Below are 23,314 nucleotides of genomic sequence, written 5' to 3' on the forward strand. Positions count from 1 at the left end.
TGATCCATGTGAAAATCTCGCTTTCTTCCGATGGCGTTCTGCACTTATCCTGATTGAAACAACAGGAGACAAGAATATGGGTTTCGATCTTTTTATCGGTGACAAAGGGTTTTCAAGCTGGTCATTGCGCGGTTGGTTGCTGTTTGAAAAGTTTGGCATCAACGTCCAAACTCATATGCTCGGGTTGTATTCTGGCACGCTCAAACAAGACATGAAAAAGCTGGCCCCCGCACGCTTCGTCCCAACAGTGCGCACCCCCGAAGGCTGGGTTATCGGCGAAAGCACTACGATCGCCGAAACATTGGCCGAACGGTTTCCCGATGCAGGAATATGGCCCCAAGATGCCGAAGCCCGCGTTTTTGCGCGTTGGCTGGTTGCGGAAATTCATGCGGGGTTTGCGACCCTTCGCGGTGATTGCCCGATGCAACTTTTCAAGCAGGTCGATGGGTTTGAAATCTCGCCTGATTTGCAGGCAGATATCGACCGCTTGGAGGTCATGCTTGGTCACGCTTTTGATCACTTTTCCGACGCCAACCAAGGCCCGTGGCTTTTTGGAAATTACAGCGCTGCCGATGCATTCTACGCCCCTGTCGCAGCACGGATCGCGGGATATAACCTACCCGTCTCGACCCGTTTGGCGGCCTATGTGCATGCGCATCTTACGGATCCCGCGTTTAAAGCATGGCGCGCCGATGGTATTTCCGTCTCTTACGATCCATTTCCCTATGATCTTGGGCCTGCCCCTAAACCTTGGCCTGTGGCAGATTAAACAGCTTGATTGCCTGAGAATGATCTGTTGTTAACCCTTTGCTAACCATAAACGCGCTACGCCGTTTACACAGGTTAACAGGAGGTCTCACATGGTGGCGCGCACAGTCACAGTTGCATTTGAAGGCATAGAAGCCCGCCCTGTCGAAGTGCAGTGCGCCCTGTCGCCTGGCTTGCCTGCTTTTGTCATCGTCGGACTGCCTGACAAGGCCGTCTCCGAAGCGCGCGAACGGGTGCGCGCTGCACTTGCCTCAATGCAAATTGCGCTGCCCTCGAAAAAAGTCGTGATCAACATGTCGCCTGCCGACTTGCCCAAGGCGGGGTCGCATTTTGACTTGCCCATTGCCTTGGCGATACTTGCAGCCACAGGGGTCGTGCCCGAAGACCGTGTTGCGAATTGCGTGTCCTTAGGTGAATTATCTCTAGACGGCTCGCTTGTGAATGTCGCAGGGGCCTTGCCTGCAGCGCTTTTGGCAGCACACGAAAACCACGATTTGATCTGTCCAACAGGCAGCAGCCAAGAAGCCGCATGGGTCGGCGCAACGCAAGTCTATGGCGCGGATCACTTGACAAACCTCATCAAACATTTGCGCGGGGACAGCTATCTGCCACAAGCACAACCTGGCGAAGTTACCAGCCCCAATCATCAGAAATGTTTGCGCGACGTGAAGGGGCAAGAGAAAGCAAAGCGCGCACTGGAAATCGCAGCGGCAGGCCAGCATCACCTATTTATGGTTGGCACACCTGGATCGGGAAAATCCATGCTGGCCACGCGCTTGCCCACAATATTGCCCCCCTTGAGTCCAAGTGAAGCGCTTGAAACATCGATTATCCATTCGCTTTCTGGATTACTTGGCGACGGCGGCATCAATCGTGCGCGCCCTTTTCGCGACCCACATCATACGGCGTCGATGGCCGCAATTGTCGGCGGCGGGCGCACGGCACAACCGGGCGAAGTGTCATTGGCACATAACGGCGTTTTGTTCATGGATGAGTTCCCAGAATTTCCGCGCGGTGTCCTAGAAACACTCCGCCAGCCGATTGAGAGCGGAGAGATCATGGTGGCGCGCGCCAATGCCCATGTTAAATATCCCGCGCGTTTTATGCTGATTGCAGCTGCGAACCCTTGCAAATGCGGGTACTTGCCTGATCCCGCGCGCGCCTGTTCTAAGGTTCCTACCTGCGGCGATGACTATCTTGGGCGCATTTCAGGGCCACTTATGGACCGATTTGATATTCGCTTCGAAGTGCCTCCAGTTCAGTTCACCGATCTGGCCTTGCCGCCCTCTGGCGATACTTCAAAAGCTGTCGCTCAGCGGGTCGCGGCCGCACGCGAAGTGCAGCTGGCACGCTTAGAGGGAACAGGCCTGCGCACCAATTCACAAGTTGAAGGACAGCTTTTAGAAGATATCGCGTCACCAGATTCCGAAGGCCAAGCGCTCTTGGCGAAGGCAGCGGAAAAACTGGGGCTATCTGCACGCAGCTATCACCGTGTGATGAAGGTCGCGCGCACGATTGCGGATCTAGATCACAGCGATGATGTGCGCAGACACCATATCGCCGAAGCGTTAAGCTATCGCGTGATTTCCAAGGCTTCGAATTGAGCATCCAGAAAAGCGTATAAATCAGCTAGGGCTTCGTCTGCTTCGTTTAGCCGATCATGAAACAACTGCCAGACATGCGGCAGATCATGCCATTCTTTCGCCTCAACATCTACATTCTGCGCCTGAAGCGAGGCCACCATGCGACGCCCATCATCGGCTAAAATCTCGCTATCGCTCCATTGCAAAAAGACAGGCGGAGCATTTTTGAAAGGCGCAAACAGAGGCGAAGCACGGTGATCGGTCGGGTCCGCAGATTGTAGGTAGTGTTTGCGCACCTCGTAGATGCGTTCAACGGGTAAGATTGCATCAGTTTGCGCATTCGTGGTCAAAGACCTGCCGGTAAAACTCAAATCCGTCCAAGGCGAAAAAGCGAAAGCAGCCAAGGGGGACATGTCGTGACGACAAAGATCCGACAAAACCGCCAAGGTCAGCCCACCACCTGCGCTGTCCCCCCCTATGATTAAGCCGTCAGAAACAGAACTCAGCGCCTTGGCGACGGATAGGCAGTCGTTGAAAGCCGCGGGAAACGGATGCTCTGGCGCCAATCTATAATCAGGCAAGATCACTTGCAGCTTGGCTCTGGCGGCGATCGTTCCAGCCAAAGCGCAATGGGTCGACGGCGACCCCATAATATATGCGCCACCGTGAAGATACAAAAGTTCGCCCCGTGCGCCTTTAGGGGTAAGTTTGCGGCAAGCTACCCCACCGATTTCAATGGTTTCGTCTTTGAGGCCCCACTCACGTGGGAACCCCATAGCTTGCAGTTCAAAGTTTTGACGCTGCACTTGAACAGTCGGCAACCAAGCAAGCTTGCGCTTTTCCACGGTTCTTAGCCAAAAGTTCAAAACATCGCGGCGCCGAAATAACATTTACGCAGACCTTTTTGCCTCGATCACTTCCCATAGTTTTTCGGCAGTATTCGTGCCATCGAACCGTTCGAGTTCTTGAATGCCTGTGGGGGAAGTGACGTTGATTTCGGTCAGGTAATTGCCGATCACATCAATACCAACAAAAACTTGGCCCTTTTCACGCAAAAGCGGTCCGATAGCGGCACAGATTTCCAAATCCCGTTCGCTCAACCCGATCTTTTCAGGGCGTCCACCCACATGCATGTTGGACCTTGTTTCACCTTTTTGCGGCACGCGGTTGATCGCGCCCACAGGTTCACCATCAACCAAAATAACGCGCTTGTCGCCGTTGGAAACATCGGGCAAGAACTTTTGCACAATCAACGGTTCGCGGTTAATGCCCGTGAACAGCTCATGCAGCGACGACAGGTTTTTGTCGTCAGGTCCAAGACGGAAAACACCCGCACCACCATTCCCGTAAAGCGGTTTCAAGATCACATCGCCATGCTTGGCCTTAAATGCTTTGATCGTATTCAAATCACGCGCAATTGTTGTTGGCGGCGTGAGATCTGGGAAATTCAAAACCAGCAATTTTTCTGGATAGTTACGCACCCAGAATGGGTCATTCACAACCAGTGTCGTGTCGGAAATCATATCAAGCAAATGCGTTGAGGTGATATAGCCCATGTCAAATGGCGGGTCTTGGCGCAGCCAAACAACATCGTAAGTCGAAAGGTCAACGGTTGTTTGTTCACCCAAGCTATAGTGGTTTCCTTCGACCATCTGCACAGTCACGGGCCAACCGCGTGCGGTTATCTTACCTTCTTCAAAGGCAAGCTTATCAGGCGTGTAATAGAACAGCTCGTGACCGCGCGCTTGCGCTTCGACCATGATGCGAAATGTGCTGTCAGCTTTGATATCGATTGGACCGATTGGATCCATTTGAATGGCAACTTTTAAGGACAAGGCTCTGTCTCCCCAAGGAACTTTGTTCTTAGATGGACCACCACGGGCTTTCATTCAATGGTTGGCCGCGATCAATGGCTATGTTTCGGTTTAAAATCACAAGATTGATGCGTTTTCGATAATTTCGATTGCACCTTTTGCGTCAACCAAGGCGACATCTATGCGCATGTCTGCCAGCGTACCTTGAGGTGTTTGTGCGATGTAATCCTGTGCGCTGGTGCAAATACGCCCCAACTGACGCGCAGATAGACTGTCCGCAGCACGTGCCAAACTTTGCGATGTTTTTACTTCGACAAAGATAAACATGTCTGATTTTTCAAAAATCAGATCAATTTCTCCTGCGCGACCTCGCCAGCGCGTTTCACAAAGCCTGTACCCGCGTGCCTCATATTGGGCGCAAACCGCATTTTCGCCTGCCAGACCTGACAGATAGGCCAAACTCCCCCGCGCCTTGCGGTCATCTCCGGTGATGGATGGGTGCCAAGGCCTGTCGCTGGTCATAGTCATAGCTATTCGTCTTTAAGTGCCTTCGATCGTTCCAAGGCTGTTTGATACACTTGCCGCTTGGGCATCCCCAAAGCTTGGGCGACGGTTGCTGCGGCATCTTTCACTGACATTTCGGCCAGCGCGGCATCCAAAGCGGCTTCTAAATCTTCTTCGCTGGCTTCAACTGCTTCAGCACGCGCAACCAGCAAAACGATTTCGCCCTTAAAGTTGCGGTCTTTCAAGCTTTCGCATAGCTCGCCCAAAGTGCCGCTGATCACCTCTTCGAACCGTTTCGTAATCTCGCGACAAATCGCAACTTTGCGCTGCGCCCCATAAAGTTCGCACAATTCAGTTAGCGTTTTGTAAATACGGTTTGGGCTTTCATAAAATCCCAAAGTCGCCTGAACAGGGCCGAATTCTTTAAAAAAGGTCTTGCGCGCGCCACCTGTAGAGGGCGGAAATCCGGCAAACAAAAACCGATCTGAGGGCAATCCAGCGATTGTCAAAGCAGCGATCATCGCAGAAGGCCCCGGAGCCGAAGTGACAAAATACCCTAAAGCCAAAGCTTCACGCGATAAAACGAATCCCGGATCAGCCACCAAAGGTGTGCCAGCCTCAGATGCATAAGCGACTGATTTGCCTTCTGCCATGAGTGCCAAAAGTTTGGGACGCGCTTTCGCACCATTTTGATCATGATAGGCGATCATCTTGCGTGTCCCCAAAGGCACACCATGCATATCCATGAGGCGGCGCAGGGTCCGCGTGTCTTCTGCGGCCAAAACATCAGCAGACGCCAATGTATCAAGGGCGCGCAGTGTAATATCACGGGCATTGCCAATGGGAGTTGCAACGAAGTGCAAACCAGCGGGAAGGTGCTTTATCTCGAAGTCCAAGGGATTTCCAAGTCTTTGCGGCGTTTACTCTTGTGGCACGGTCGCATAGTCTTACAACCAATGAAATGTTTGCCATTTAAGCTGTCACCGACAGGAGTGAGGTTCCCCTATGTTCGCTGTTCTGAGCACCGCCCGCAAGTCGCTCGTTAAAGTTACTGCCGTTGTGTCTTTTTTGACCTTAGCGGCCTGTGATCCAAGCATGTTTCCAGCGCCCTCGTCAAATGGGCCAAGCATCAACACAGATAAACCGATTCCTGTCGCACTTCTGGTGCCATACGAATCCGCGCAATCTGCCGATAACAGCATGGCGAAATCTATCGAAAACGCAGCACGGTTGGCGATGGCAGATTTGGATGGCGTGAACATCGACCTGCGAGTCTATGCAACAGGAGGCCAAGCAGAGCGGGCATCTGCGGCTGCGACACGCGCTGTGACAGATGGCGCTAAAATCATTCTGGGGCCAGTTTATGGCGGATCGGCAAAATTGGCTGGCATCCCTGCCGCAAACGCTGGCGTGAATGTTTTGGCCTTTTCAAACAACCCGACAGTCGCCGGCGGCAATGTATTTATTCTTGGGTCCACCTTTGACAATACAGCAAACCGTCTGGTGAAATATGCGTCTCAGAACGGCAAAAAACGTATTTTGGTTGTGAATGCTCAAAGCCCTGCTGAAATGGCGGGTGCGACAGCAATCAAAACTGCAATCGCCCGTAATGGCGCAACATTTGCTGGCGAGAAAAGCTTTGAGTTGAGCCAACAAGGTGTGGTGCAAGCCATCAGCCCAATCGCAAGTGCTGTACGGTCTTCCGGCGCGGATGCAGTGTTTTTCACCTCAGGCAATGACGGCGCAATGCCACTGTTGGCGCAGATGCTACCTGAAAACGGCATAAAATCTCCCGGCACACAGTACATCGGCTTGCAACGCTGGAATTTCCCTGCCTCATCAGTTTCCTTGCCAGGTCTTCAAGACAGCTGGTTCGCAATTCCTGATCAACGCTTGGTTCAAAACTTTTCCAACCGCTACACAGCAGCTTACGGACAAGCGCCACATTCATTAGCGGGTCTGGCTTATGACGGCATCGCGGCGATTGGTGCTTTGGCAAAATCTGGCGACTCGCAAGCTTTGACCAAACAAGCGCTCACCCGTGGCTCTGGATTTGTCGGTGTTAACGGTATCTTCCGCCTCAAAGCCGACGGTACAAACGAACGTGGCCTATCGGTCGCAACCATTCAAAATAATCAGGTGATCGAGATTGACCCCGCACCAAGAACCTTTGGCGGCGCTGGCTTCTAAACCAACACTCGCTTCTTTTGTCCCGCCCGCACCGGAGAGCATAATCTGCGCCCCTTCGGCGATATTTGACATAGCTGCGGTCGACGCTGCACTTGAGGCTGCCTTTGCGCATGCCTCGAGTGAAAGCGATCTACGCGCTGCGACTGTACAGGTTTTGACGCAAGCCAACGAACAGGGGCGTGCGGCCATTGAAAGCGCCGTGATGCAAGCGCCGCGAAATGCGCGCCCTGCAACCCATGCCTATGCGTGGCTGACGGATTGCTTGGTCACATCGGTTTTATATGTGGCGCAGCACCGCTTGCACCCCGACACAGATGAACACGAACAAATCGCAGTTTTGGCTGTGGGCGGGTATGGGCGCGCAGAAATGTCGCCTTATTCCGATGTGGATCTGTTGTTCCTCGCGCCGCATAAAATCACAGGCTGGTTGGAACGGGTCATCGAAAGCATGTTGTACATGTTTTGGGATATGCACCTGAAGGTGGGACATGCATCGCGCACAGTGCGCGAATGTATGCGGCTGGGTAGAGAAGATTTCACTATTCGCACAGCCATGCTTGAGTTGCGTCACTTGGCTGGCGACGAGGCACTGACAACAGAATTGCGCATAAAGCTGCGCGACGATTTGTTTAAAAACACAGCCCCTGAATTTATCGAAGCCAAGCTCGCTGAACGCGATGACCGCCACAAAAAACAAGGCGGCCAGCGTTATATGGTTGAGCCGAATATTAAAGAAGGCAAAGGCGGTTTGCGCGATTTGCAGTCTTTGTTCTGGATTGCCAAATATGTGCACGGCGTGCGTGACCCTGCTGACCTTGTGCAGGCGGGTGTGTTCACCGCAGACGAGTATCGCGAGTTCGACGAGGCAGAAACCTTTTTACACGCCACCCGCAATCAGCTGCACCTATTGGCCAAGCGCCCAATGGAGCAACTGACCTTTGACATGCAAGTCGATGTGGCAGAACGCCTTGGGTTCATTGACCATTCTGGTCGGCGCGCTGTTGAACACTTTATGCAATTCTACTTTGTCCATGCCACGCGTGTGGGCGAATTGACCCGTGTTTTCATGACCTCACTTGAGGAACTGCACGTCAAATCAGAGCCCGCGTTGCAACGACTTTTCAAACGCAAGCGTAAAACCACCGCAGGCTATATCGTACAACGCGGGCGGCTCAATATCGAAGATCCGCAGGCCTTCTTGGATGACAAGATCAACCTGCTACGGATATTCGGCGAAGCGCTGCGAACTGGGCACCTCATCCATCCTGACGTGTTGCGTCTTTTGTCCGCCAATCTTGATTTATTCGATGATGATTTTCGCGCGCGCAGTGATGCGAAAAAGATCTTTTTGGACATCTTGCTCAACCACGGCAACCCCGAACGCGGGTTGCGCCGCATGAATGAAATGGGCGTGCTCGGGGCATTTATTCCAGAGTTCCAGCACATTGTGGCAATGATGCAATTCAACATGTACCATAGCTACACTGTGGATGAGCACACGATCCAAGTGGTCTCCGTTCTCGCGCAGATCGAGCGTGGCGAATTGGTCGAAGAACTGCCTGTCGCCTCAAGTATCCTAGAGCGTGGCATCAACCGCAAAGTTCTTTATGTTGCGGCCTTGCTGCATGACATCGGCAAGGGACGCAAAGAAGATCATTCGATCATCGGCGCGCAGATCGCGCGCAAAGTTGCCCCAAGGCTGGGACTAAAGCCCGCCGAATGCGAAACCGTTGAATGGCTGGTGCGGTATCATTTGCTTATGTCAGATATCGCGCAAAAGCGTGATCTGTCTGATCCGCGTACTGTTCGTGATTTTGCCAAAGCCGTAAAATCCCGAGAGCGACTTGACCTTTTGACCGTGCTCACGGTCTGCGATATCCGCGGTGTTGGCCCTGATGTTTGGAATAACTGGAAAGCCGTGTTGTTGCGTAACCTTTATGCCCAGACGATGGAAGCGCTTGAACACGGGCTTGAGGCCATCAACAGGCAAACGCGCGAAAGCGAAGCCAAAAAAGCGCTGCGCGAAATGCTTGCGGGCTGGCCCGTTAAGAGCATTCGTGCCGAGGTCGGGCGCCACTATGGCCCCTATTGGCAAGGTCTGCCGACTGCTGCACATTTGGTGATGGCCAACTTGCTCAAAGACATCAAAGACGACGAAATCAAGATCGATCTGAAACCAGACCACGATCGTGATGCGACCCGCGCCTGTTTTGCCATTGTCGACCATCCTGGTATTTTTTCGCGCCTCGCTGGCGCTTTGGCTTTGGTGGGGGCGAATGTCGTAGATGCGCGCACTTATACGACCAAAGATGGCTACGCGACGGCTGCGTTTTGGGTTCAAGATGCTGATGGGCATCCCTATGAAAAATCCCGTTTGCCGCGCTTGAAACAGATGATCAAGAAAACGCTGATGGGCGAAGTTGTTGCAAGCGAAGCACTTGTGTCGCGTGACAAAATCAAAAAACGCGAAAGCAAATTCCGCGTTCCCACATCGATCACCTTTGACAATGAAGGTTCTGAAATTTTCACGATCATCGAAGTCGACACGCGTGATCGCGCGGGGTTGCTGCACGATCTCACAAAATCTATGGCGTCAAATCATATCTCGATTGCCAGTGCGCAAATCGCCACCTACGGGGCGCAGGTCGTCGATGTGTTTTATGTAAAGGATATGTTCGGGATGAAAATCCACGCGATTGCCAAGCAAGAAGCGCTGGCCAAAAAATTGCGCGAAGCGATGGATAAAGGGGCGCGCCGCGCCAGTGACGCATGAAACCGATCAGATTGATGCGCGGTTTTTTAACCGTTGGCGGCTGGACCTTGATGAGCCGCGTTTTGGGCTTTGTTCGTGACGCGCTGATCGCTGCCTATCTGGGGGCTGGCCCCGCTGCCGAAGCATTTGTCGTCGCGTTTTCTTTGCCCAACATGTTCCGCCGATTTTTTGCGGAAGGCACTTTAAATGTGGCATTCGTCCCATTGTTTTCAAAAAAGGTCGAAGCCCAAGACAACCCACGTGGTTTTGCCGAAGACACCCTATCAGCTTTAGCAGGGCTGCTGTTGGTTTTGACGATAGCGGCAATGATATTTATGCCATTGCTGGTATCTGCGATGGCCGCTGGTTTTATCGGCGACAGCCGCTTTGATTTGGCTGTGCATTACGGGCGCATCACCTTTCCTTACGTCTTGTTCATTTCACTGGGCGCATTGTTTTCGGGAATTTTGAACGCCACGGGGCGCTTCGCCGCAGCGGCCGCCGCCCCCGTTATGTTGAACATCATTTTATCGCTTGCGATGGTTGTTGCGCATTTTGCAGGCTTTGATGTGGGCACGGCCTTGGTGTGGGCTGTGCCAGTCGCAGGGGCAGCTCAGCTTTTGATCGTTTGGGTGGCCGCCAGTAAAGCTGGATTTTCGATCCGACCACGCTTGCCGCGCATGACGCCAGAATTGAAAAAACTACTCATCTTGGCTGGTCCAGCCGCCCTTGCGGGGGGCGTTGTGCAAATCAACTTGTTGGTCGGGCGACAGGTTGCGTCATTTTCTGAAGCGGGCGCATTACAGTATCTCAATCTTGCGGATCGCCTGTATCAACTGCCCTTGGGGGTCGTCGCGATTGCCATCGGTGTGGTGCTTTTGCCCGATCTATCGCGCCGCTTGCAAGCTGGAGACCGCGCAGGCGCACGCAGTGCTTATAACCGCGCTTTTGAATTTGCATTATTGCTCACCATCCCTGCGGCTGTCGCGCTCATCGTTATGCCCGAAGCTTTGATTGGAGTCTTATTCCAACGCGGCGCTTTTACGCCCGAACACGCGCAAGCCACTGCTCTGGCTGTGGCGATTTACGGGTTGGGCTTGCCTGCCTTTGTGATCCAAAAAGTTTTACAGCCACTTTATTTTGCCCGAGAAGACACCAAAACGCCGTTTCGTTTTGCAGTATATTCTATGGTGGTCAACGCAGCGCTTGCCATCGGTTTGTCGTTTTGGATCGGCTATCTCGCGGCTGCAGTCGCCACATCTTTGGCCGCATGGAGCATGGTGATTTTACTTTTCATCGGAAAAGCATCCATGGGCGAAGATGTCACATCAGATGCACAATTACGCAAACGTGCACCGCGCATCCTACTTGCGGCTTTGGCTATGGGCGCGCTTTTGTACGGCACTCAAATTTTATTGGCCCCTGTGTTTGATTTCTCGCGCCTGCTGGCAACACTTATCCTGATTGCCTTGGGCATTGTATCGTATTTCGGCATCGGGCAAGCGATCGGAGCGCTCAACTTGCGAGACATAAAATCGTCTATGAAGCGCGGCCGCTAAGCGCCCCCTTGGCTCTAACGTTTGCGCAGCTTTGCTAGAATCCGAGGAAATGCGCCTGGAACCAAAAGAGGTGACACGACAAACCCCACAACAAATCCCGCGATTTCAGCCACCCAAGTTGGATCACTGCCAAAAAACAGCGCCCAAATCAGCTGGATCGCCAGTAAAAAGCCGATCAAAGAAAAAGCGCGCATCTGGTTTTCATGCATCGCTCCAAGGCCGATCCACAAGATAAACGTATAGGCCCCGATCAATCCATATGCTCCAGGGTATGCGCCCAGCAACGGGACGCTAGAGTTTAGGAAAAGCCCGAAAGCCAAAGCGCCCACAATCGTCGCCACCGCGAAAACCGCGATAAAGGCCAGATTGCCAAACACGTCCCCCACCATTTTGCCCAGCGCAAGAATGAATACAATGGCCATGAGAACCTGCACAAATGACACGTGGATCACGCTGTAGCTGAGAAAGCGGATCACATGTTCCAACGGCCAAGTGTTTTGATCACGCATTGCTTCAAAAACGGAATTGAAAAAACCAAAATCTTCCATTGCGGCGACGCGCCAACCTATCGCCTCAGGGCCGCCAATGATGCCGTAAGATCCGATCTGGAATAGAAGTTCGATGCCTCCAATTAAAAGCGCCAAGGCAATGACCGCAGGCGGCAGTGCGTTAAAGGGCATTTCAGTTTGATTAAACGGGGACTGATCGGACATTTTGTTTGGCTTCCTTGACGCTATTGCTTGGCATAGGTAAGCCATGAGCACTCAATAATCCAGTGACGGAGTTCCAAATGGACAAGCCAGCCTTTACCCCCCGCGTTTTTTCGGGAATCAAACCTTCGGGCGGCCTCACCCTTGGCAACTACTTGGGCGCGATCAAGCGTTTCGTAGATATGCAAGGCGGTGAGTTTGAAACCATTTATTGCGTGGTCGACATGCACGCCGTGACTGTTTGGCAAGATCCAAAGGACCTGCAACATGCAACCCGTGAAGTTGCAGCGGGCTACCTTGCATCAGGCATTGATCCTGACACATCGATCTTGTTCAACCAGTCCCGCGTGTCGGCCCATGCTGAACTCGGCTGGCTGTTCAACTGTGTCGCGCGCGTTGGTTGGATGAACCGCATGACTCAGTTCAAAGACAAAGCTGGTGAAAATGCCGAGGGCGTGTCTTTGGGTCTGTATGCCTACCCTGCTTTGATGGCGGCTGATATTTTGGCCTATCACGCGACACATGTGCCTGTGGGCGAGGATCAAAAGCAGCACGTTGAGCTGACACGCGATATCGCCAACAAATTCAATCACGACTACAAAGTGGATTTCTTCCCTGAAACCACTCCTGTGATCGAAGGTCCTGCAATGCGGGTGATGAACCTGCGCGATGGCACGAAAAAGATGTCCAAATCTGGCGAGTCCGATATGGAGCGCATCAACATGACCGATGACGCCGATAAGATCGCGAAAAAATTCAAAAAGGCCAAAACAGATCCAGATGGCATTCCTGAAACTTTGGAAGGCTTGGAGGGTCGCCCTGAGGCGCGCAATCTTGTGAACATCTATGCAGCTCTAAGCGATATGACCAATGAACAAGTTGTGGCCGAATATGCGGGCGCAGGCTGGGGTAAATTCAAACCTGCCTTGGCGGATTTGGCGGTTGAAAAGCTTGCACCGATTTCCACTGAAATGCAGCGCTTCATGGATGACCCCGCTGAAATTGACCGCATCATGGCCAAAGGGGCTGCTAAGGCCAAGGCAATTTCTGGCCCGATCTTGGACAAGACTTTCGATATCATGGGCTTTGTGCGTTAAGCACCGCGCCAACCCCAGATGACGGAAAATACAATAGAGGGCGCCGATCAGGGCGCCCTTTCGCATGTGGGGGCCGCAAATCGACACTGCCCGTATTCAGATGGCGTCATAAAACTGAATCCAAACTTGGCTAACATAGGGGGCATACGTCACGGCGCAGATGCATCGCCATGCCAAGCCCCCATTGCGGCAGGCGCATCTATCTCATCGAATTGTCCCCAACGATGTCGCTGGCGTTGTTTATTTGCACCCTCAGCTGAACAGGCTGGGGGTGTTCTTTTATACGGATTCACTTGCGCAACCTCATGCACTTCGCCATCATCGCGTTAAAGCTGGTCGACTTAGAAGGTTAAGGGAGTGAAAGCCTGTGAGCATGCGGAAGTTTCTAGTGGTCTTGGATGACAGTCGCGAATGCCTCAATGCGATGCGCTTTGCTGCGATGCGCGCAAAAAACACGGGCGGCGGGGTGCAAATTCTGTCTGTGATTCCGCCTGATGAATTCAACCATTGGATCGGGGTTGCCGATATTATGCGCGAAGAAGCGCGCGAACGTATTGTCGTGCACTTCGAAGTCTTTGCCAAATGGATGCGTGACAAACAAGGAATCGATCCTGAATTGGTGATCCGCGAGGGCGAACCAGTGTCTGAAATCTTAGCGCAAGTAAAGGATGACACTGACGTGGGTGTGCTCGTTTTGGGCGCGGGTACTGAAAAACAAGGGCCAGGTCCGTTGATTTCAGCCCTGACAAAACAGGCGGGGTTTTTGCCAATTCCTATGACCTTGGTCCCGGGAGAAATGTCTAAAGAACGGCTTGAGGCGATCACCTAAAGTCACACTTTAGAAACGTTCTAAATATTGACTTTTGTCCGTTAAGGCCCCATATCCGACAAGACCAGTAAGGAAAGCCGATCATGTTTATTCAAACCGAATCCACGCCAAACCCCGCGACGCTGAAATTCTTGCCCGGCCAAAACGTTTTGGACGCAGGCACCGCTGATTTCACAACTGTTGAAGCCGCAGCCGCATCTCCTTTGGCAAAGCGCATCTTCGCAGTCGGCAATGTCGCTGGCGTTTTCTTCGGCACTGATTTTGTGACCGTCACAAAAAATGACGAAACGGATTGGGATCACATCAAGCCCGCTTTGCTCGGCGCGATCATGGAACATTTCCAATCTGGCGACCCTGTGATGGAAGGTGAAAGCGGCTCCCCTGCGGGACACGCCGCGCATGATGGCCCTGACAGTGACATAGTTGACCAAATCAAAGAACTTCTGGACACCCGCGTGCGCCCAGCCGTTGCACAAGACGGTGGTGACATCACATTTCATGGCTTCGAAAAGGGCGTTGTTTACTTGCACATGCAAGGTGCATGCGCAGGGTGCCCTTCTTCGACTCTGACCTTGAAAATGGGCATCGAAAACTTGCTGCGCCATTACATTCCAGAAGTGCTCGAAGTGCGTCCTGTCGCTGCCTAACCAATGGCGCATGACCTGACACATGCAGATCTTGCGGCGCTTCATCAAGCCTGCTTTTCAATGCCCCGCCCTTGGTCTGAGACCGAGTTCGCGGGGCTTTTGGCATTGTCAGATGTGTTTTGTTTCTACGGCGCAGGGCCATCCTTTGCCATGGGGCGCGTTGTCGTAGGTGAAGCCGAACTGTTGACCCTTGCGGTTGATCCTCGCGCTCAAGGACAAGGATTGGGGCGCACAGCTTTGCAATCTTACGAAGACGCAGCAGCCGCGCGCGGCGCCGAGGTTTCATTTTTGGAAGTCGCAGCGAATAACCATACAGCAATCAAACTCTATATGTCTCACGGCTACAGCGAATCTGGCACACGCCGTGGCTATTACACAGATGCAGACGGCGCTAAAGTCGATGCACTTGTGCTGTCAAAGCCTCTCGTAAAGGTATAAGTTTGCAGCAAGTGAGGCATGTTTTTCGAAACTTAGCGTCACTTGCGACCAAATGGTAAAATTCTTATTGACCCCCTCGCTGCAACACGTCCTAATCCAACGGTGACTGAAACCATCCAACGTGGTTTTGGGGGTATACCGAAAAGGCATATCTTAACCAATTTCTGGACACAGCAGAAATGCAGGTCCCAATATAAACTCTACGGGAGACGACTATGACCCTGATGAAATCCTTCCTTGGCGCGGCGGCGACTTTAGCTTTGACTTCGGGCGCAGCTTTGGCTGACCCTGCTTTGATCTTTGATCTAGGCGGTAAGTTCGACAAATCATTCAACGAATCTGCATATAATGGCGCTGAACGTTGGGCTGCAGAAACTGGCGGCACATATCGCGATGTTGAACTCACATCCGATGCACAGCGCGAGCAAGCTCTACGCCGTTTTGCCGAAAGTGGTTACAACCCAGTTGTTATGGCCGGCTTCAACTTTGCCACAGCACTTGAAACAGTTGCGGCCGATTTCCCTGATACAAAATTCGCAATCATCGACATGGTTGTCGACGCGCCAAACGTGAAATCCGTTGTCTTCTCTGAACATGAAGGGTCTTACTTGGTTGGTGTTGCAGCAGCTTACGCGGCTGAGGGCGACACAGTGTCATTCATTGGCGGCATGGACATGCCGTTGATTTCCAAATTCGCATGTGGCTATGCTCAGGGTTTCAAATCTGTGAAACCTGATGGCACAGTGATCGTCAACATGACAGGCACAACGCCAGCGGCTTGGAACGACCCTATTAAAGGTGGCGAACTGACACGTGCACAAAAAGCTGCAGGCTCTGAAGTTGTCTTTGCTGCGGCAGGCGGCACCGGTCTTGGCGTGCTTCAAACCGCCAAAGACGAAGGCATCTTGGCCATCGGCGTGGACAGCAACCAAAACTACCTTCAGCCAGGCACTGTTTTGACATCAATGGTCAAGCGCGTTGATAACGCCGTTTACGATGCCTTCATGCAAGGTGATGCGCTTGAAACTGGCTTTAGTGTTATGGGTCTTTCAAACGGCGGCGTTGGTGTCGCTATGGATGACAACAATGCATCTTTGATGACTGACGAAATGACAGCAGCTTTGGCTGATGCAGAAGCTAAGATTATTTCGGGTGAAATCGTTGTGCACGATTACATGTCCGATGAAACTTGTCCTTCTTACTAAGGCTGGTTTGAAATGGTTGTGACAACCTCACAGGGGCGGCAGACATCTGCCGCCCCATCTTCACCCCAAACTGCGTCTATGTCCGATCCACTCGCGATTGAGCTGCGTGGAATTTCCAAAGCTTTTGGTCCCGTGCAAGCGAACAAAGATATTTCGATATCGGTGCGCAAAGGGACAATACATGGCATAATCGGTGAGAATGGCGCGGGTAAATCCACGCTTATGTCGATCTTGTACGGTTTTTACAAAGCTGACAGTGGCACCGTTTTGATCAATGGCCAAGAGGTGCAAATCACGAGCAGCCAAGCCGCGATCAACGCAGGCATCGGCATGGTGTTCCAACACTTCAAGCTGGTTGAAAACTTTACAGTCTTGGAAAATGTAATTTTGGGCGCCGAAGAAGGCGCGCTGTTGAAACCGTCTTTGGGCAAGGCGCGCAAGCTGTTACAACAGCTCTCTGACGAATACGAACTTTCTGTCGATCCAGATGCTTTGGTTGAAAATCTCTCTGTTGGTCACCAACAACGGGTCGAGATTCTCAAGGCGTTGTATCGCCAAGCCGATATCTTGATCCTTGATGAACCCACAGGCGTTTTAACGCCAGCAGAAGCAGACCACCTGTTTCGCATTTTGCAGGGGCTCAAAGAACAAGGCAAGACCATCATTTTGATCACCCACAAACTGCGCGAAATCATGGATGTCACTGACTCAGTTTCTGTGATGCGGCGCGGCGAAATGACGGATACCGTGAAAACCTCTGAAACATCTCCCGAAGCTTTGGCCGAACTGATGGTCGGGCGTAAGGTTTTGTTGGAAGTTGAAAAAACACCCGCAGCGCCAGGCACACCAATCTTAGAAGTTGAGAACCTGACAGTCGTCGACGCCCAAGGTGTGATCCGCGTGAAGGGCATTGATTTACAGGTGCGCGCAGGGGAGATCTTGGGAATTGCTGGTGTCGCCGGCAATGGCCAGACTGAACTTTTAGAAGTCCTTGGCGGCTATCAAGTGGGCACAGGTGTGATCCGCATGAACGGCGAAGAACTGGATCTAACAGGCAACGCGTCAGATGGACAATCGCGGCGCGAAAAAGGCATTGGCCATGTGCCCGAAGATCGTCACGACGAAGGCCTGATTCTTGAGTTTTCCGCTTGGGAAAACATCATGTTTGGTTACCATCATGATCCTGAATACCAGAAAAACGGGCTGATCATGGACACTGCCAAGATCAAGCAAATCGCCTATGACAAGATGGAACGATTTGACACGCGCCCGTTGAATGAAAAACTGCCCGCGAAAAGTTTCTCAGGTGGCAATCAGCAAAAGATCGTTCTGGCCCGTGAAATCGAACGCAATCCAGATTTGCTTTTGATCGGTCAACCCACGCGTGGCGTCGATATTGGCGCTATCGAATTCATTCATCAGCAAATCGTCGCTCTACGTGATCAAGGCAAAGCCATTTTGCTGGTCTCGGTCGAGCTAGACGAAATCCTAAGTCTTTCTGATCGAATTGCGGTCATGTTTGACGGCAAGATCATGGGCGAACGCCTGCCAGCAGAAACAGACGAACGTGAGCTTGGCATGTTGATGGCGGGTATCAATAACGGCGCAGACGCCGCACAGTCTGGGGACGCATAACATGCAAGCAATGCCGAAATGGGCAGATGCCATTCTAATTCCATTTATCTCACTTTTGTTGGCTTTCATCCTGTCTGGCTTGATGATTATGGCCATTGGCAAAGATCCTGTCGTGGCAGTGCAAACGATGGTTCAAGGGGCTTTTGGGTCTACCAATGGCTTGGGCTACACGCTGTATTACACCACCAACTTTATCTTTACCGGCCTTGCCATCGCGGTCGCCTATCAAGCGCGGTTGTTCAACATCGGCGGCGAAGGGCAAGTGATGCTCGGCGGCGTGGGCGTTGCTTTGGTTTGCCTTGCAATTGATTGGCCGCATTGGGCCATTGCCCTGCCTGCCGCCATGATAGGTGGTGCTGTATTTGGCGCAGCTTGGGCCTTTATTCCTGCCTATCTGCAAGCCAAGCGGGGGTCACATATCGTGATCACCACGATGATGTTCAACTTTATTGCATCGGCTTTCGTCGGCTACCTGCTGATCAACTTTCTAAAAGTTCCAGGTTCAATGTCGACCGAAAGCGCGGGGTTTCCAGACGGGGCTCACCTGCCGAATTTCCACGATATGTTGGCCCCTTTTGGCATTGAATTCAGCGCGAATTCACCTGCAAATATTGCATTTTTGATCGCCCTGCTGGCTGCAGTTGGATTTTGGGTTTTGATATGGAAGACCCGCTTGGGATTTGAAATTCGGTCCTTTGGCGCCTCTGAAACTGCTGCAAAATACGCTGGCATCAACCCTGTGCGTATCACCATCATTGCGATGTTGATTTCAGGTGCCCTGTGTGGCCTGATGGCGATCAACAATGTCATGGGCGAAGCAGAGCGCCTGATTGACAATGCACCAGAAGGCGCGGGCTTTATCGGCATCGCAGTGGCCTTGATGGGTCGCAATCACCCGATTGGTATCGTTTTAGCTGCCTTGTTGTTTGGGTTTTTGGTGCAAGGTGGCGCGGAACTGAATTTATGGGAATCTATTCCGCGCGAATTGGTCATGGTGATCCAAGGTTTGGTTATCTTGTTCACAGGTGCGCTAGACAATATGGTCCGCCGCCCGCTTGAAAAACTATTCCTTGCCCTGCGCAAAGCTAAGGAGGCTTGATCATGGATTTCCTGACCATCCTACAAATCCTCGACAGTACTCTGCGTCTTGCAACGCCTTTATTGCTGACCTGTTTGGCAGGGCTATTTTCAGAACGTGCGGGCATCGTTGACATCGGCCTCGAAGGTAAACTTTTAGCCGCGGCCTTTCTATCTGGTGCTGTCGCCTATACAACGGGTTCAATCTGGCTTGGCCTGCTTGCAGGCGTCGCGGCATCCATGCTGTTTTCCATGCTGCACGGGCTTGCTTCAATCACGTTTCAAGGCGACCAATTGATTTCAGGCGTTGCCCTAAACTTTTTAGCCGCGGGTCTGACTGTGGTGATAGGTCAAAGTTGGTTCCGGCTTGGGGGGCGCACTCCGTCACTGCCGACTGACGCTCGTTTCGGCGAATGGAACCTGCCATTTTCTGACGCCATGTCGAAAATTCCTGCCTTTGGCCCAGCCTATGACGAATTGATCTCAGGGCATACAGCCTTGACCTATATCGCCCTTTTGGCTGTGCCGATCTCTTGGTGGGTGCTCTACCGCACGCGGTTTGGCCTGCGCCTGCGCGCTGTGGGTGAAAACCCAAGTGCTGTGGATACGGCAGGTATTTCTGTGGTGCGCTTGCGTTACATTGCCCTGATTATTGCAGGGGCACTTTGTGGCCTTGCGGGTACATATTTGGCCTCGTTGGCGGCAGGGTTTGTCAAAGATATGTCAGCAGGGCGTGGCTATATCGCCCTTGCTGCTTTGATTTTCGCCAAGTGGCGCCCTTGGTATGCACTCTCAGCGACCTTGTTGTTTGGCTTGTTGGAAGCTGTTGGCAACCGCTATCAAAACATCCAGTTTCTTGATTTCGTCGAACTGTTTTCACTATTAGGCTTTGCAGCTTTGGCCGTTGTCTTGGCAGTGCAAATCATTCGTGTAGCTCTGAGCACCATTTCAGTGCGTGACTTGGCAAAGCCTTTCATCGCGTGCTTGAGCGTGGGGGCAGTATTGGTTGCGACAACTGCAATCCGTGCGATGGATCTGCCTCTGTTTGGCTTCGCTTTGCCGGTGCAATTCATGCAAGCGCTGCCTTATATTTTGACCGTCGTTATATTAGCGGGCTTCATTGGCAAGGCTATCCCGCCGCGCGCAAGCGGCACACCCTATGTGAAGGAACGTTAACCATATGATCACAATGGGTTAAAACTGTTCACGTGGGTGCGTGTTATACATCGTATCACGAAACAGGGTTTGACCTAAGGTTGAAACCGTTGCATCCATAGTTACCAAGCTATGAGAGCCAAGAATGCAGATTTTCCTACCTATTGCCGAAGTTTCCGTAAACGCATTTGTCCTGTTGGGACTGGGCGGTATTGTGGGAATATTATCGGGCATGTTTGGTGTGGGCGGCGGGTTTCTCATCACACCCTTGTTGTTTTTTGTCGGCATTCCGCCTGCTGTCGCAGTCGCAACATCAGCCAATCAGATCGTCGCCTCATCAGTGTCGGGCGTTTTAGCGCATTTTAAACGCAAAACCGTAGATTTGCGCATGGGTTGGGTTTTGCTTGCGGGGGGCCTTATTGGCTCCGCTATCGGGATGCAGATCTTCAACGTTCTGAAAGCGCTCGGCCAAGTCGATTTACTTGTAACGCTGTGCTACGTGGTATTCTTGGGCATCATTGGCGCGCTTATGCTGGTCGAATCTTTACGTGCTTTACGCCGGTCAAAAGGCCGTCCAGGTAAGGCCCGCGAACGCACAAAACACACTTGGGTTCACAACCTTCCGTTCAAGATGAAGTTCCGCGCCTCGGGGCTGTATATTTCGGTCATACCCCCAATTATCGTAGGATTGGTTGTGGGGATGCTAGGGGCTATCATGGGGGTCGGTGGCGGCTTTATTATGGTGCCCGCGATGATCTATATCCTTGGCATGCCGACAAAAGTTGTGATCGGCACCTCACTGTTTCAGATCATCTTTACAACGTCATTCAACACAATGCTGCACGCCTATACCAACCAAACGGTTGATTTGATGCTTGCAATGATTTTGCTGGTTGGCGGCGTGATCGGCGCACAGATCGGCACACAAATCGGCCTGCGCTTAAAAGCCGAACAATTGCGTATCATGTTGGCGCTTTTGGTTCTTTCCGTTTGTCTCAAGCTTGGATTTGATCTGCTTATTCGTCCAAGTGAACTCTTTTCAATCGGAGTGTTATGATGCGCGTCTTACTTACGTCATTTTTATTCGCTCTGTTCGCCGTTGAACTTGCCGCCGAAGAAGTCGTGGCGGACCTATCTCAAAACCGCGTTTCAATTACAGCGAATTTTGACGGCTCCGAAATTCTGATTTTCGGCGCTATTAAACGTGACATTGCAGCCCCTGATGACAGCGACTTGGATGTCATTGTCACGGTGATGGGTCCAGAAAAGATTGAAACGATTTTGCGCAAGGATCGCAGGCTTGGCATTTGGATCAACGTCGAAAGTGAAAAACTGGGCCTTGCTCCAAGTTTTTACAGCGTTGCCGCCACCCGCCCTGTCGAAGACATACTCAACCCACTTTCGGATGCGCTGTGGAAAATCACAGCAGAAGAACAAATCTTAAGTGAACGCCGTGGATTGCCTGCCCGCGAAGCACTTTTGCGTATTCGCCGTGACTCTGGGCTATACAGGCGTGCGAATGACGGCGTAACACTCAACCAAGATACCTTGTTCAACACATCGATTGCCCTGCCTGCAAACTTGGTGGAAGGCACATATATAACGCGCATTTTATTGGCGCGTAATGGCACTGTGCTTGATGATTACCGTACAGAAATTGAGGTGCAAAAGGTCGGCATCGAACGCTGGCTTTACAATCTGGCCCATGACAATGCGATCTTATACGGCCTGTTGTCATTGTTTTTGGCAGCAATTGCGGGATGGGGCGCATCGGAAATATTTAGAATATTGCGCCGCTAAAGTAAGCTGGCTTCATCTTGCATTTGCAACGATAGGGGTGCCGCTTCGATGGCTTTCAAATCCTGAACGCTCAGCTGGTTTTCTGGCTTTGCAAGGCGTGCACGCGTGACCCAAAACAGTCGTTTTTCAGCCCGCGTGATCGCCACATAGGTCAAGCGTTTCCACAAAGGAATACCCGCCTCCATACGCCCTGCCCTTGCAGCAGCAAAGATGTCAGGGGCAAAGACTTGCACATTTTCCCACTGTGACCCCTGCGCTTTATGAATAGTCACAGCTGCGCCATGCAAAAATGTAGCCCCCATGCGCGCGGCAAAAGGGATAAAAGGTTCTTCTTCATCTGGGAATTCGATCTTAACAATAGAGGCCGCAGAGATATTGGGATCTTGCGCGCCCATGACGTGTAAACGTGAGAAACCAGGCTTGCGCCCTGGCCCCAAATACACGACTTGCGCGCCTTTAATCAGGCCACGCGCTTCTAGATCCAGCCGCTTTTTACGATGTTTTGCTGGCAGTTCGATACCATCACAAATCAAAGGCTCCCCCGCCAAAAGCTCATCTTTCGGCGCGCCGTAGACATTGCGAAAGGCTTGGATCAAGCGAATGCGGGTCGCGTTACGCCAAACCAGCGCGGGCGATCGCGCCATAAGGTCGCTTTCAACCCGCTGCGCATAAACCACACGATCATCCTGTTTCGATGCCTCTTCAACCATGCGTTCAAAATCATCATATCCCAAAGCGGGATCGGCCAAGGCATGAGCCAGATCCAAGATAGGACTGTCAGCTTCTTGGCGGTGAATGCGGTTGAGCACATGAATCGCGGGGTCTGGCAATTGCTCAAAGACCATTGAGCCCGCCTGATTGACAGGGGCCAGCTGTGCGGGATCGCCGAACAACACTAGGGTGGGAAAGATGTCTTGTAGATCTTCAAACTGCTTTTTGTCCAGCATCGATGATTCATCAATAAAGCCGATATCCAACGGGTCTTCGCGGCGTTTCCAACCCGTGATAAAATCAGACCCACGCAGTCCCGCAGCCGCCAATGCTCCGGGAATGGATTTGTTAAGCTGGTAAAATGCAAAGGCGCGATCTAATGCCTCAGGCGCGAGATCTTCCATTTCGGGTCGGTCTGCTTCACCCGCCAGCCATTCCGCAATCTTTTCATAATCGGGGTCATAGACTGGCGTGTAAAGGATACGGTGAATTGTGGTCGCGGGCACGCCGCGATTGCGCAGCACTGAAGCCGCCTTATTGGTCGGTGCAAGAATGGCAAGAGTGCGCCTGTCAACGCGTTTTTTTCCCTCGTAATCCCCAGAAACAATATCAACACCTGCTTCATCCAAGGCGGTGTAAAGTTCTGATAGCAACAAGGTTTTACCTGATCCCGCTTTGCCAATCACAGCGCGCACATGTGCTTGATCTTCGGGCATTCCGGTGATGATACCGTCCTCCAAATCAACACCAACACGCTTAAGAACAGCGCTAATAGCATCAAAGGCTTCGGCCTGATCATCGGAATATGTAACAAGGTTTTTTGACATGCGCAGACCCTAT

General features: G+C 52.1%; 21 protein-coding genes. 15 read left to right on the plus strand and 6 right to left on the minus strand.

Annotation, left to right across the window (positions count from 1 at the left end):
• Positions 1-76: 76 nt before the first annotated feature.
• On the plus strand, positions 77-769 hold the full coding sequence (locus tag EDD53_RS08125; RefSeq protein WP_123792733.1) for a glutathione S-transferase: 693 nt from the start codon (positions 77-79) through the stop codon (positions 767-769).
• Between the two features lie 91 nt (positions 770-860).
• The gene (locus EDD53_RS08130) at positions 861-2,372 is read left to right on the plus strand and encodes a YifB family Mg chelatase-like AAA ATPase (RefSeq protein ID WP_123792734.1); all 1,512 of its coding nucleotides are present in this window, start codon (positions 861-863) and stop codon (positions 2,370-2,372) included.
• On the opposite strand, the gene EDD53_RS08135 is transcribed toward EDD53_RS08130, so the two are convergent.
• From EDD53_RS08135 to rsmI, 4 genes are all read right to left on the minus strand, one after another.
• Positions 2,342-3,241 (minus strand): alpha/beta hydrolase, encoded by a 900-nt coding sequence (locus EDD53_RS08135; RefSeq protein WP_123792735.1) that lies wholly within the window; start codon positions 3,239-3,241, stop codon positions 2,342-2,344. The genes EDD53_RS08130 and EDD53_RS08135 overlap by 31 nt on opposite strands.
• The gene (gene gshB, locus EDD53_RS08140; RefSeq protein ID WP_123792736.1) at positions 3,242-4,186 is read right to left on the minus strand and encodes a glutathione synthase; all 945 of its coding nucleotides are present in this window, start codon (positions 4,184-4,186) and stop codon (positions 3,242-3,244) included. It lies immediately after the preceding gene.
• Positions 4,187-4,282: 96 nt separating this feature from the next.
• On the minus strand, positions 4,283-4,693 hold the full coding sequence (locus EDD53_RS08145) for a YraN family protein (RefSeq protein WP_342772302.1): 411 nt from the start codon (positions 4,691-4,693) through the stop codon (positions 4,283-4,285).
• 2 nt (positions 4,694-4,695) lie between these two features.
• A complete protein-coding gene (rsmI, locus tag EDD53_RS08150; protein ID WP_123792737.1) occupies positions 4,696-5,565 on the minus strand; it encodes a 16S rRNA (cytidine(1402)-2'-O)-methyltransferase in 870 nt (289 codons plus the stop codon).
• Positions 5,566-5,674: 109 nt separating this feature from the next.
• Here rsmI and EDD53_RS08155 point away from each other — a divergent pair, with 109 nt between their 5' ends.
• Genes EDD53_RS08155 through murJ form a run of 3 tightly spaced genes read left to right on the plus strand, consistent with a single transcriptional unit; the run spans position 5,675 to position 11,170 of the window.
• Positions 5,675-6,859 carry a penicillin-binding protein activator gene (locus EDD53_RS08155; protein ID WP_123792738.1) on the plus strand — a complete coding sequence of 395 codons (1,185 nt, stop codon included), beginning with the start codon at positions 5,675-5,677 and terminating at the stop codon, positions 6,857-6,859.
• Positions 6,819-9,632 (plus strand): [protein-PII] uridylyltransferase, encoded by a 2,814-nt coding sequence (locus EDD53_RS08160; RefSeq protein WP_123792739.1) that lies wholly within the window; start codon positions 6,819-6,821, stop codon positions 9,630-9,632. The genes EDD53_RS08155 and EDD53_RS08160 overlap by 41 nt, the downstream gene beginning before the upstream one ends.
• A complete protein-coding gene (gene murJ / locus EDD53_RS08165; RefSeq protein WP_123792740.1) occupies positions 9,629-11,170 on the plus strand; it encodes a murein biosynthesis integral membrane protein MurJ in 1,542 nt (513 codons plus the stop codon). Before EDD53_RS08160 ends, murJ begins: the two co-directional genes overlap by 4 nt.
• Positions 11,171-11,184: 14 nt before the next feature.
• Here the strand turns inward: murJ and EDD53_RS08170 are convergent, their stop codons facing one another.
• Positions 11,185-11,883: a rhomboid family intramembrane serine protease gene (locus tag EDD53_RS08170; protein ID WP_123792741.1), complete on the minus strand. Its 699-nt coding sequence runs from the start codon at positions 11,881-11,883 to the stop codon at positions 11,185-11,187.
• Positions 11,884-11,960: 77 nt separating this feature from the next.
• Here EDD53_RS08170 and trpS point away from each other — a divergent pair, with 77 nt between their 5' ends.
• From trpS to EDD53_RS08220, 10 genes are all read left to right on the plus strand, one after another.
• Entirely contained in the window at positions 11,961-12,977 is a 1,017-nt protein-coding gene (gene trpS / locus EDD53_RS08175) for a tryptophan--tRNA ligase (RefSeq protein WP_123792742.1), read from the plus strand.
• Between the two features lie 373 nt (positions 12,978-13,350).
• Entirely contained in the window at positions 13,351-13,806 is a 456-nt protein-coding gene (locus EDD53_RS08180; RefSeq protein WP_123792743.1) for a universal stress protein, read from the plus strand.
• Positions 13,807-13,889: 83 nt separating this feature from the next.
• On the plus strand, positions 13,890-14,453 hold the full coding sequence (locus EDD53_RS08185) for a NifU family protein (RefSeq protein ID WP_123792744.1): 564 nt from the start codon (positions 13,890-13,892) through the stop codon (positions 14,451-14,453).
• A gap of 60 nt (positions 14,454-14,513) precedes the next feature.
• Entirely contained in the window at positions 14,514-14,891 is a 378-nt protein-coding gene (locus tag EDD53_RS08190) for a GNAT family N-acetyltransferase (protein ID WP_246002300.1), read from the plus strand.
• A 215-nt stretch (positions 14,892-15,106) separates the two neighbouring features.
• The gene (locus EDD53_RS08195) at positions 15,107-16,096 is read left to right on the plus strand and encodes a BMP family lipoprotein (RefSeq protein ID WP_123792746.1); all 990 of its coding nucleotides are present in this window, start codon (positions 15,107-15,109) and stop codon (positions 16,094-16,096) included.
• A gap of 12 nt (positions 16,097-16,108) precedes the next feature.
• A complete protein-coding gene (locus tag EDD53_RS08200) occupies positions 16,109-17,731 on the plus strand; it encodes an ABC transporter ATP-binding protein (protein WP_425464051.1) in 1,623 nt (540 codons plus the stop codon).
• A 1-nt stretch (position 17,732) separates the two neighbouring features.
• The gene (locus tag EDD53_RS08205) at positions 17,733-18,830 is read left to right on the plus strand and encodes an ABC transporter permease (RefSeq protein WP_123792747.1); all 1,098 of its coding nucleotides are present in this window, start codon (positions 17,733-17,735) and stop codon (positions 18,828-18,830) included.
• A 2-nt stretch (positions 18,831-18,832) separates the two neighbouring features.
• Positions 18,833-19,984 (plus strand): ABC transporter permease, encoded by a 1,152-nt coding sequence (locus EDD53_RS08210; RefSeq protein ID WP_123792748.1) that lies wholly within the window; start codon positions 18,833-18,835, stop codon positions 19,982-19,984.
• 124 nt (positions 19,985-20,108) lie between these two features.
• The gene (locus EDD53_RS08215) at positions 20,109-21,020 is read left to right on the plus strand and encodes a sulfite exporter TauE/SafE family protein (RefSeq protein WP_123792749.1); all 912 of its coding nucleotides are present in this window, start codon (positions 20,109-20,111) and stop codon (positions 21,018-21,020) included.
• Positions 21,020-21,763, plus strand: a complete 744-nt coding sequence (locus EDD53_RS08220; RefSeq protein ID WP_246002301.1) for a TIGR02186 family protein — start codon at positions 21,020-21,022, stop codon at positions 21,761-21,763. Before EDD53_RS08215 ends, EDD53_RS08220 begins: the two co-directional genes overlap by 1 nt.
• Here the strand turns inward: EDD53_RS08220 and EDD53_RS08225 are convergent.
• Entirely contained in the window at positions 21,760-23,301 is a 1,542-nt protein-coding gene (locus tag EDD53_RS08225) for an ATP-dependent DNA helicase (RefSeq protein WP_123792751.1), read from the minus strand. The genes EDD53_RS08220 and EDD53_RS08225 overlap by 4 nt on opposite strands.
• Positions 23,302-23,314: the final 13 nt, after the last annotated feature.

Origin of the sequence: Pacificibacter maritimus, assembly GCF_003814915.1 — a bacterium.
GTDB lineage: Bacteria > Pseudomonadota > Alphaproteobacteria > Rhodobacterales > Rhodobacteraceae > Celeribacter > Celeribacter maritimus.

Coding starts and splice junctions, on each gene's coding strand:
- EDD53_RS08125 (WP_123792733.1), top strand. CDS start 77: ATGGGTTTCGATCTTTTTATCGGTGACAAAGGGTTTTCAAGCTGGTCA.
- EDD53_RS08130 (WP_123792734.1), top strand. CDS start 861: ATGGTGGCGCGCACAGTCACAGTTGCATTTGAAGGCATAGAAGCCCGC.
- EDD53_RS08135 (WP_123792735.1), bottom strand. CDS start 3,241: ATGTTATTTCGGCGCCGCGATGTTTTGAACTTTTGGCTAAGAACCGTG.
- EDD53_RS08145 (WP_342772302.1), bottom strand. CDS start 4,693: ATGACTATGACCAGCGACAGGCCTTGGCACCCATCCATCACCGGAGAT.
- EDD53_RS08155 (WP_123792738.1), top strand. CDS start 5,675: ATGTTCGCTGTTCTGAGCACCGCCCGCAAGTCGCTCGTTAAAGTTACT.
- murJ (WP_123792740.1), top strand. CDS start 9,629: ATGAAACCGATCAGATTGATGCGCGGTTTTTTAACCGTTGGCGGCTGG.
- EDD53_RS08170 (WP_123792741.1), bottom strand. CDS start 11,883: ATGTCCGATCAGTCCCCGTTTAATCAAACTGAAATGCCCTTTAACGCA.
- trpS (WP_123792742.1), top strand. CDS start 11,961: ATGGACAAGCCAGCCTTTACCCCCCGCGTTTTTTCGGGAATCAAACCT.
- EDD53_RS08180 (WP_123792743.1), top strand. CDS start 13,351: ATGCGGAAGTTTCTAGTGGTCTTGGATGACAGTCGCGAATGCCTCAAT.
- EDD53_RS08185 (WP_123792744.1), top strand. CDS start 13,890: ATGTTTATTCAAACCGAATCCACGCCAAACCCCGCGACGCTGAAATTC.
- EDD53_RS08190 (WP_246002300.1), top strand. CDS start 14,514: ATGCCCCGCCCTTGGTCTGAGACCGAGTTCGCGGGGCTTTTGGCATTG.
- EDD53_RS08195 (WP_123792746.1), top strand. CDS start 15,107: ATGACCCTGATGAAATCCTTCCTTGGCGCGGCGGCGACTTTAGCTTTG.
- EDD53_RS08200 (WP_425464051.1), top strand. CDS start 16,109: ATGGTTGTGACAACCTCACAGGGGCGGCAGACATCTGCCGCCCCATCT.
- EDD53_RS08205 (WP_123792747.1), top strand. CDS start 17,733: ATGCAAGCAATGCCGAAATGGGCAGATGCCATTCTAATTCCATTTATC.
- EDD53_RS08210 (WP_123792748.1), top strand. CDS start 18,833: ATGGATTTCCTGACCATCCTACAAATCCTCGACAGTACTCTGCGTCTT.
- EDD53_RS08215 (WP_123792749.1), top strand. CDS start 20,109: ATGCAGATTTTCCTACCTATTGCCGAAGTTTCCGTAAACGCATTTGTC.
- EDD53_RS08220 (WP_246002301.1), top strand. CDS start 21,020: ATGCGCGTCTTACTTACGTCATTTTTATTCGCTCTGTTCGCCGTTGAA.
- EDD53_RS08225 (WP_123792751.1), bottom strand. CDS start 23,301: ATGTCAAAAAACCTTGTTACATATTCCGATGATCAGGCCGAAGCCTTT.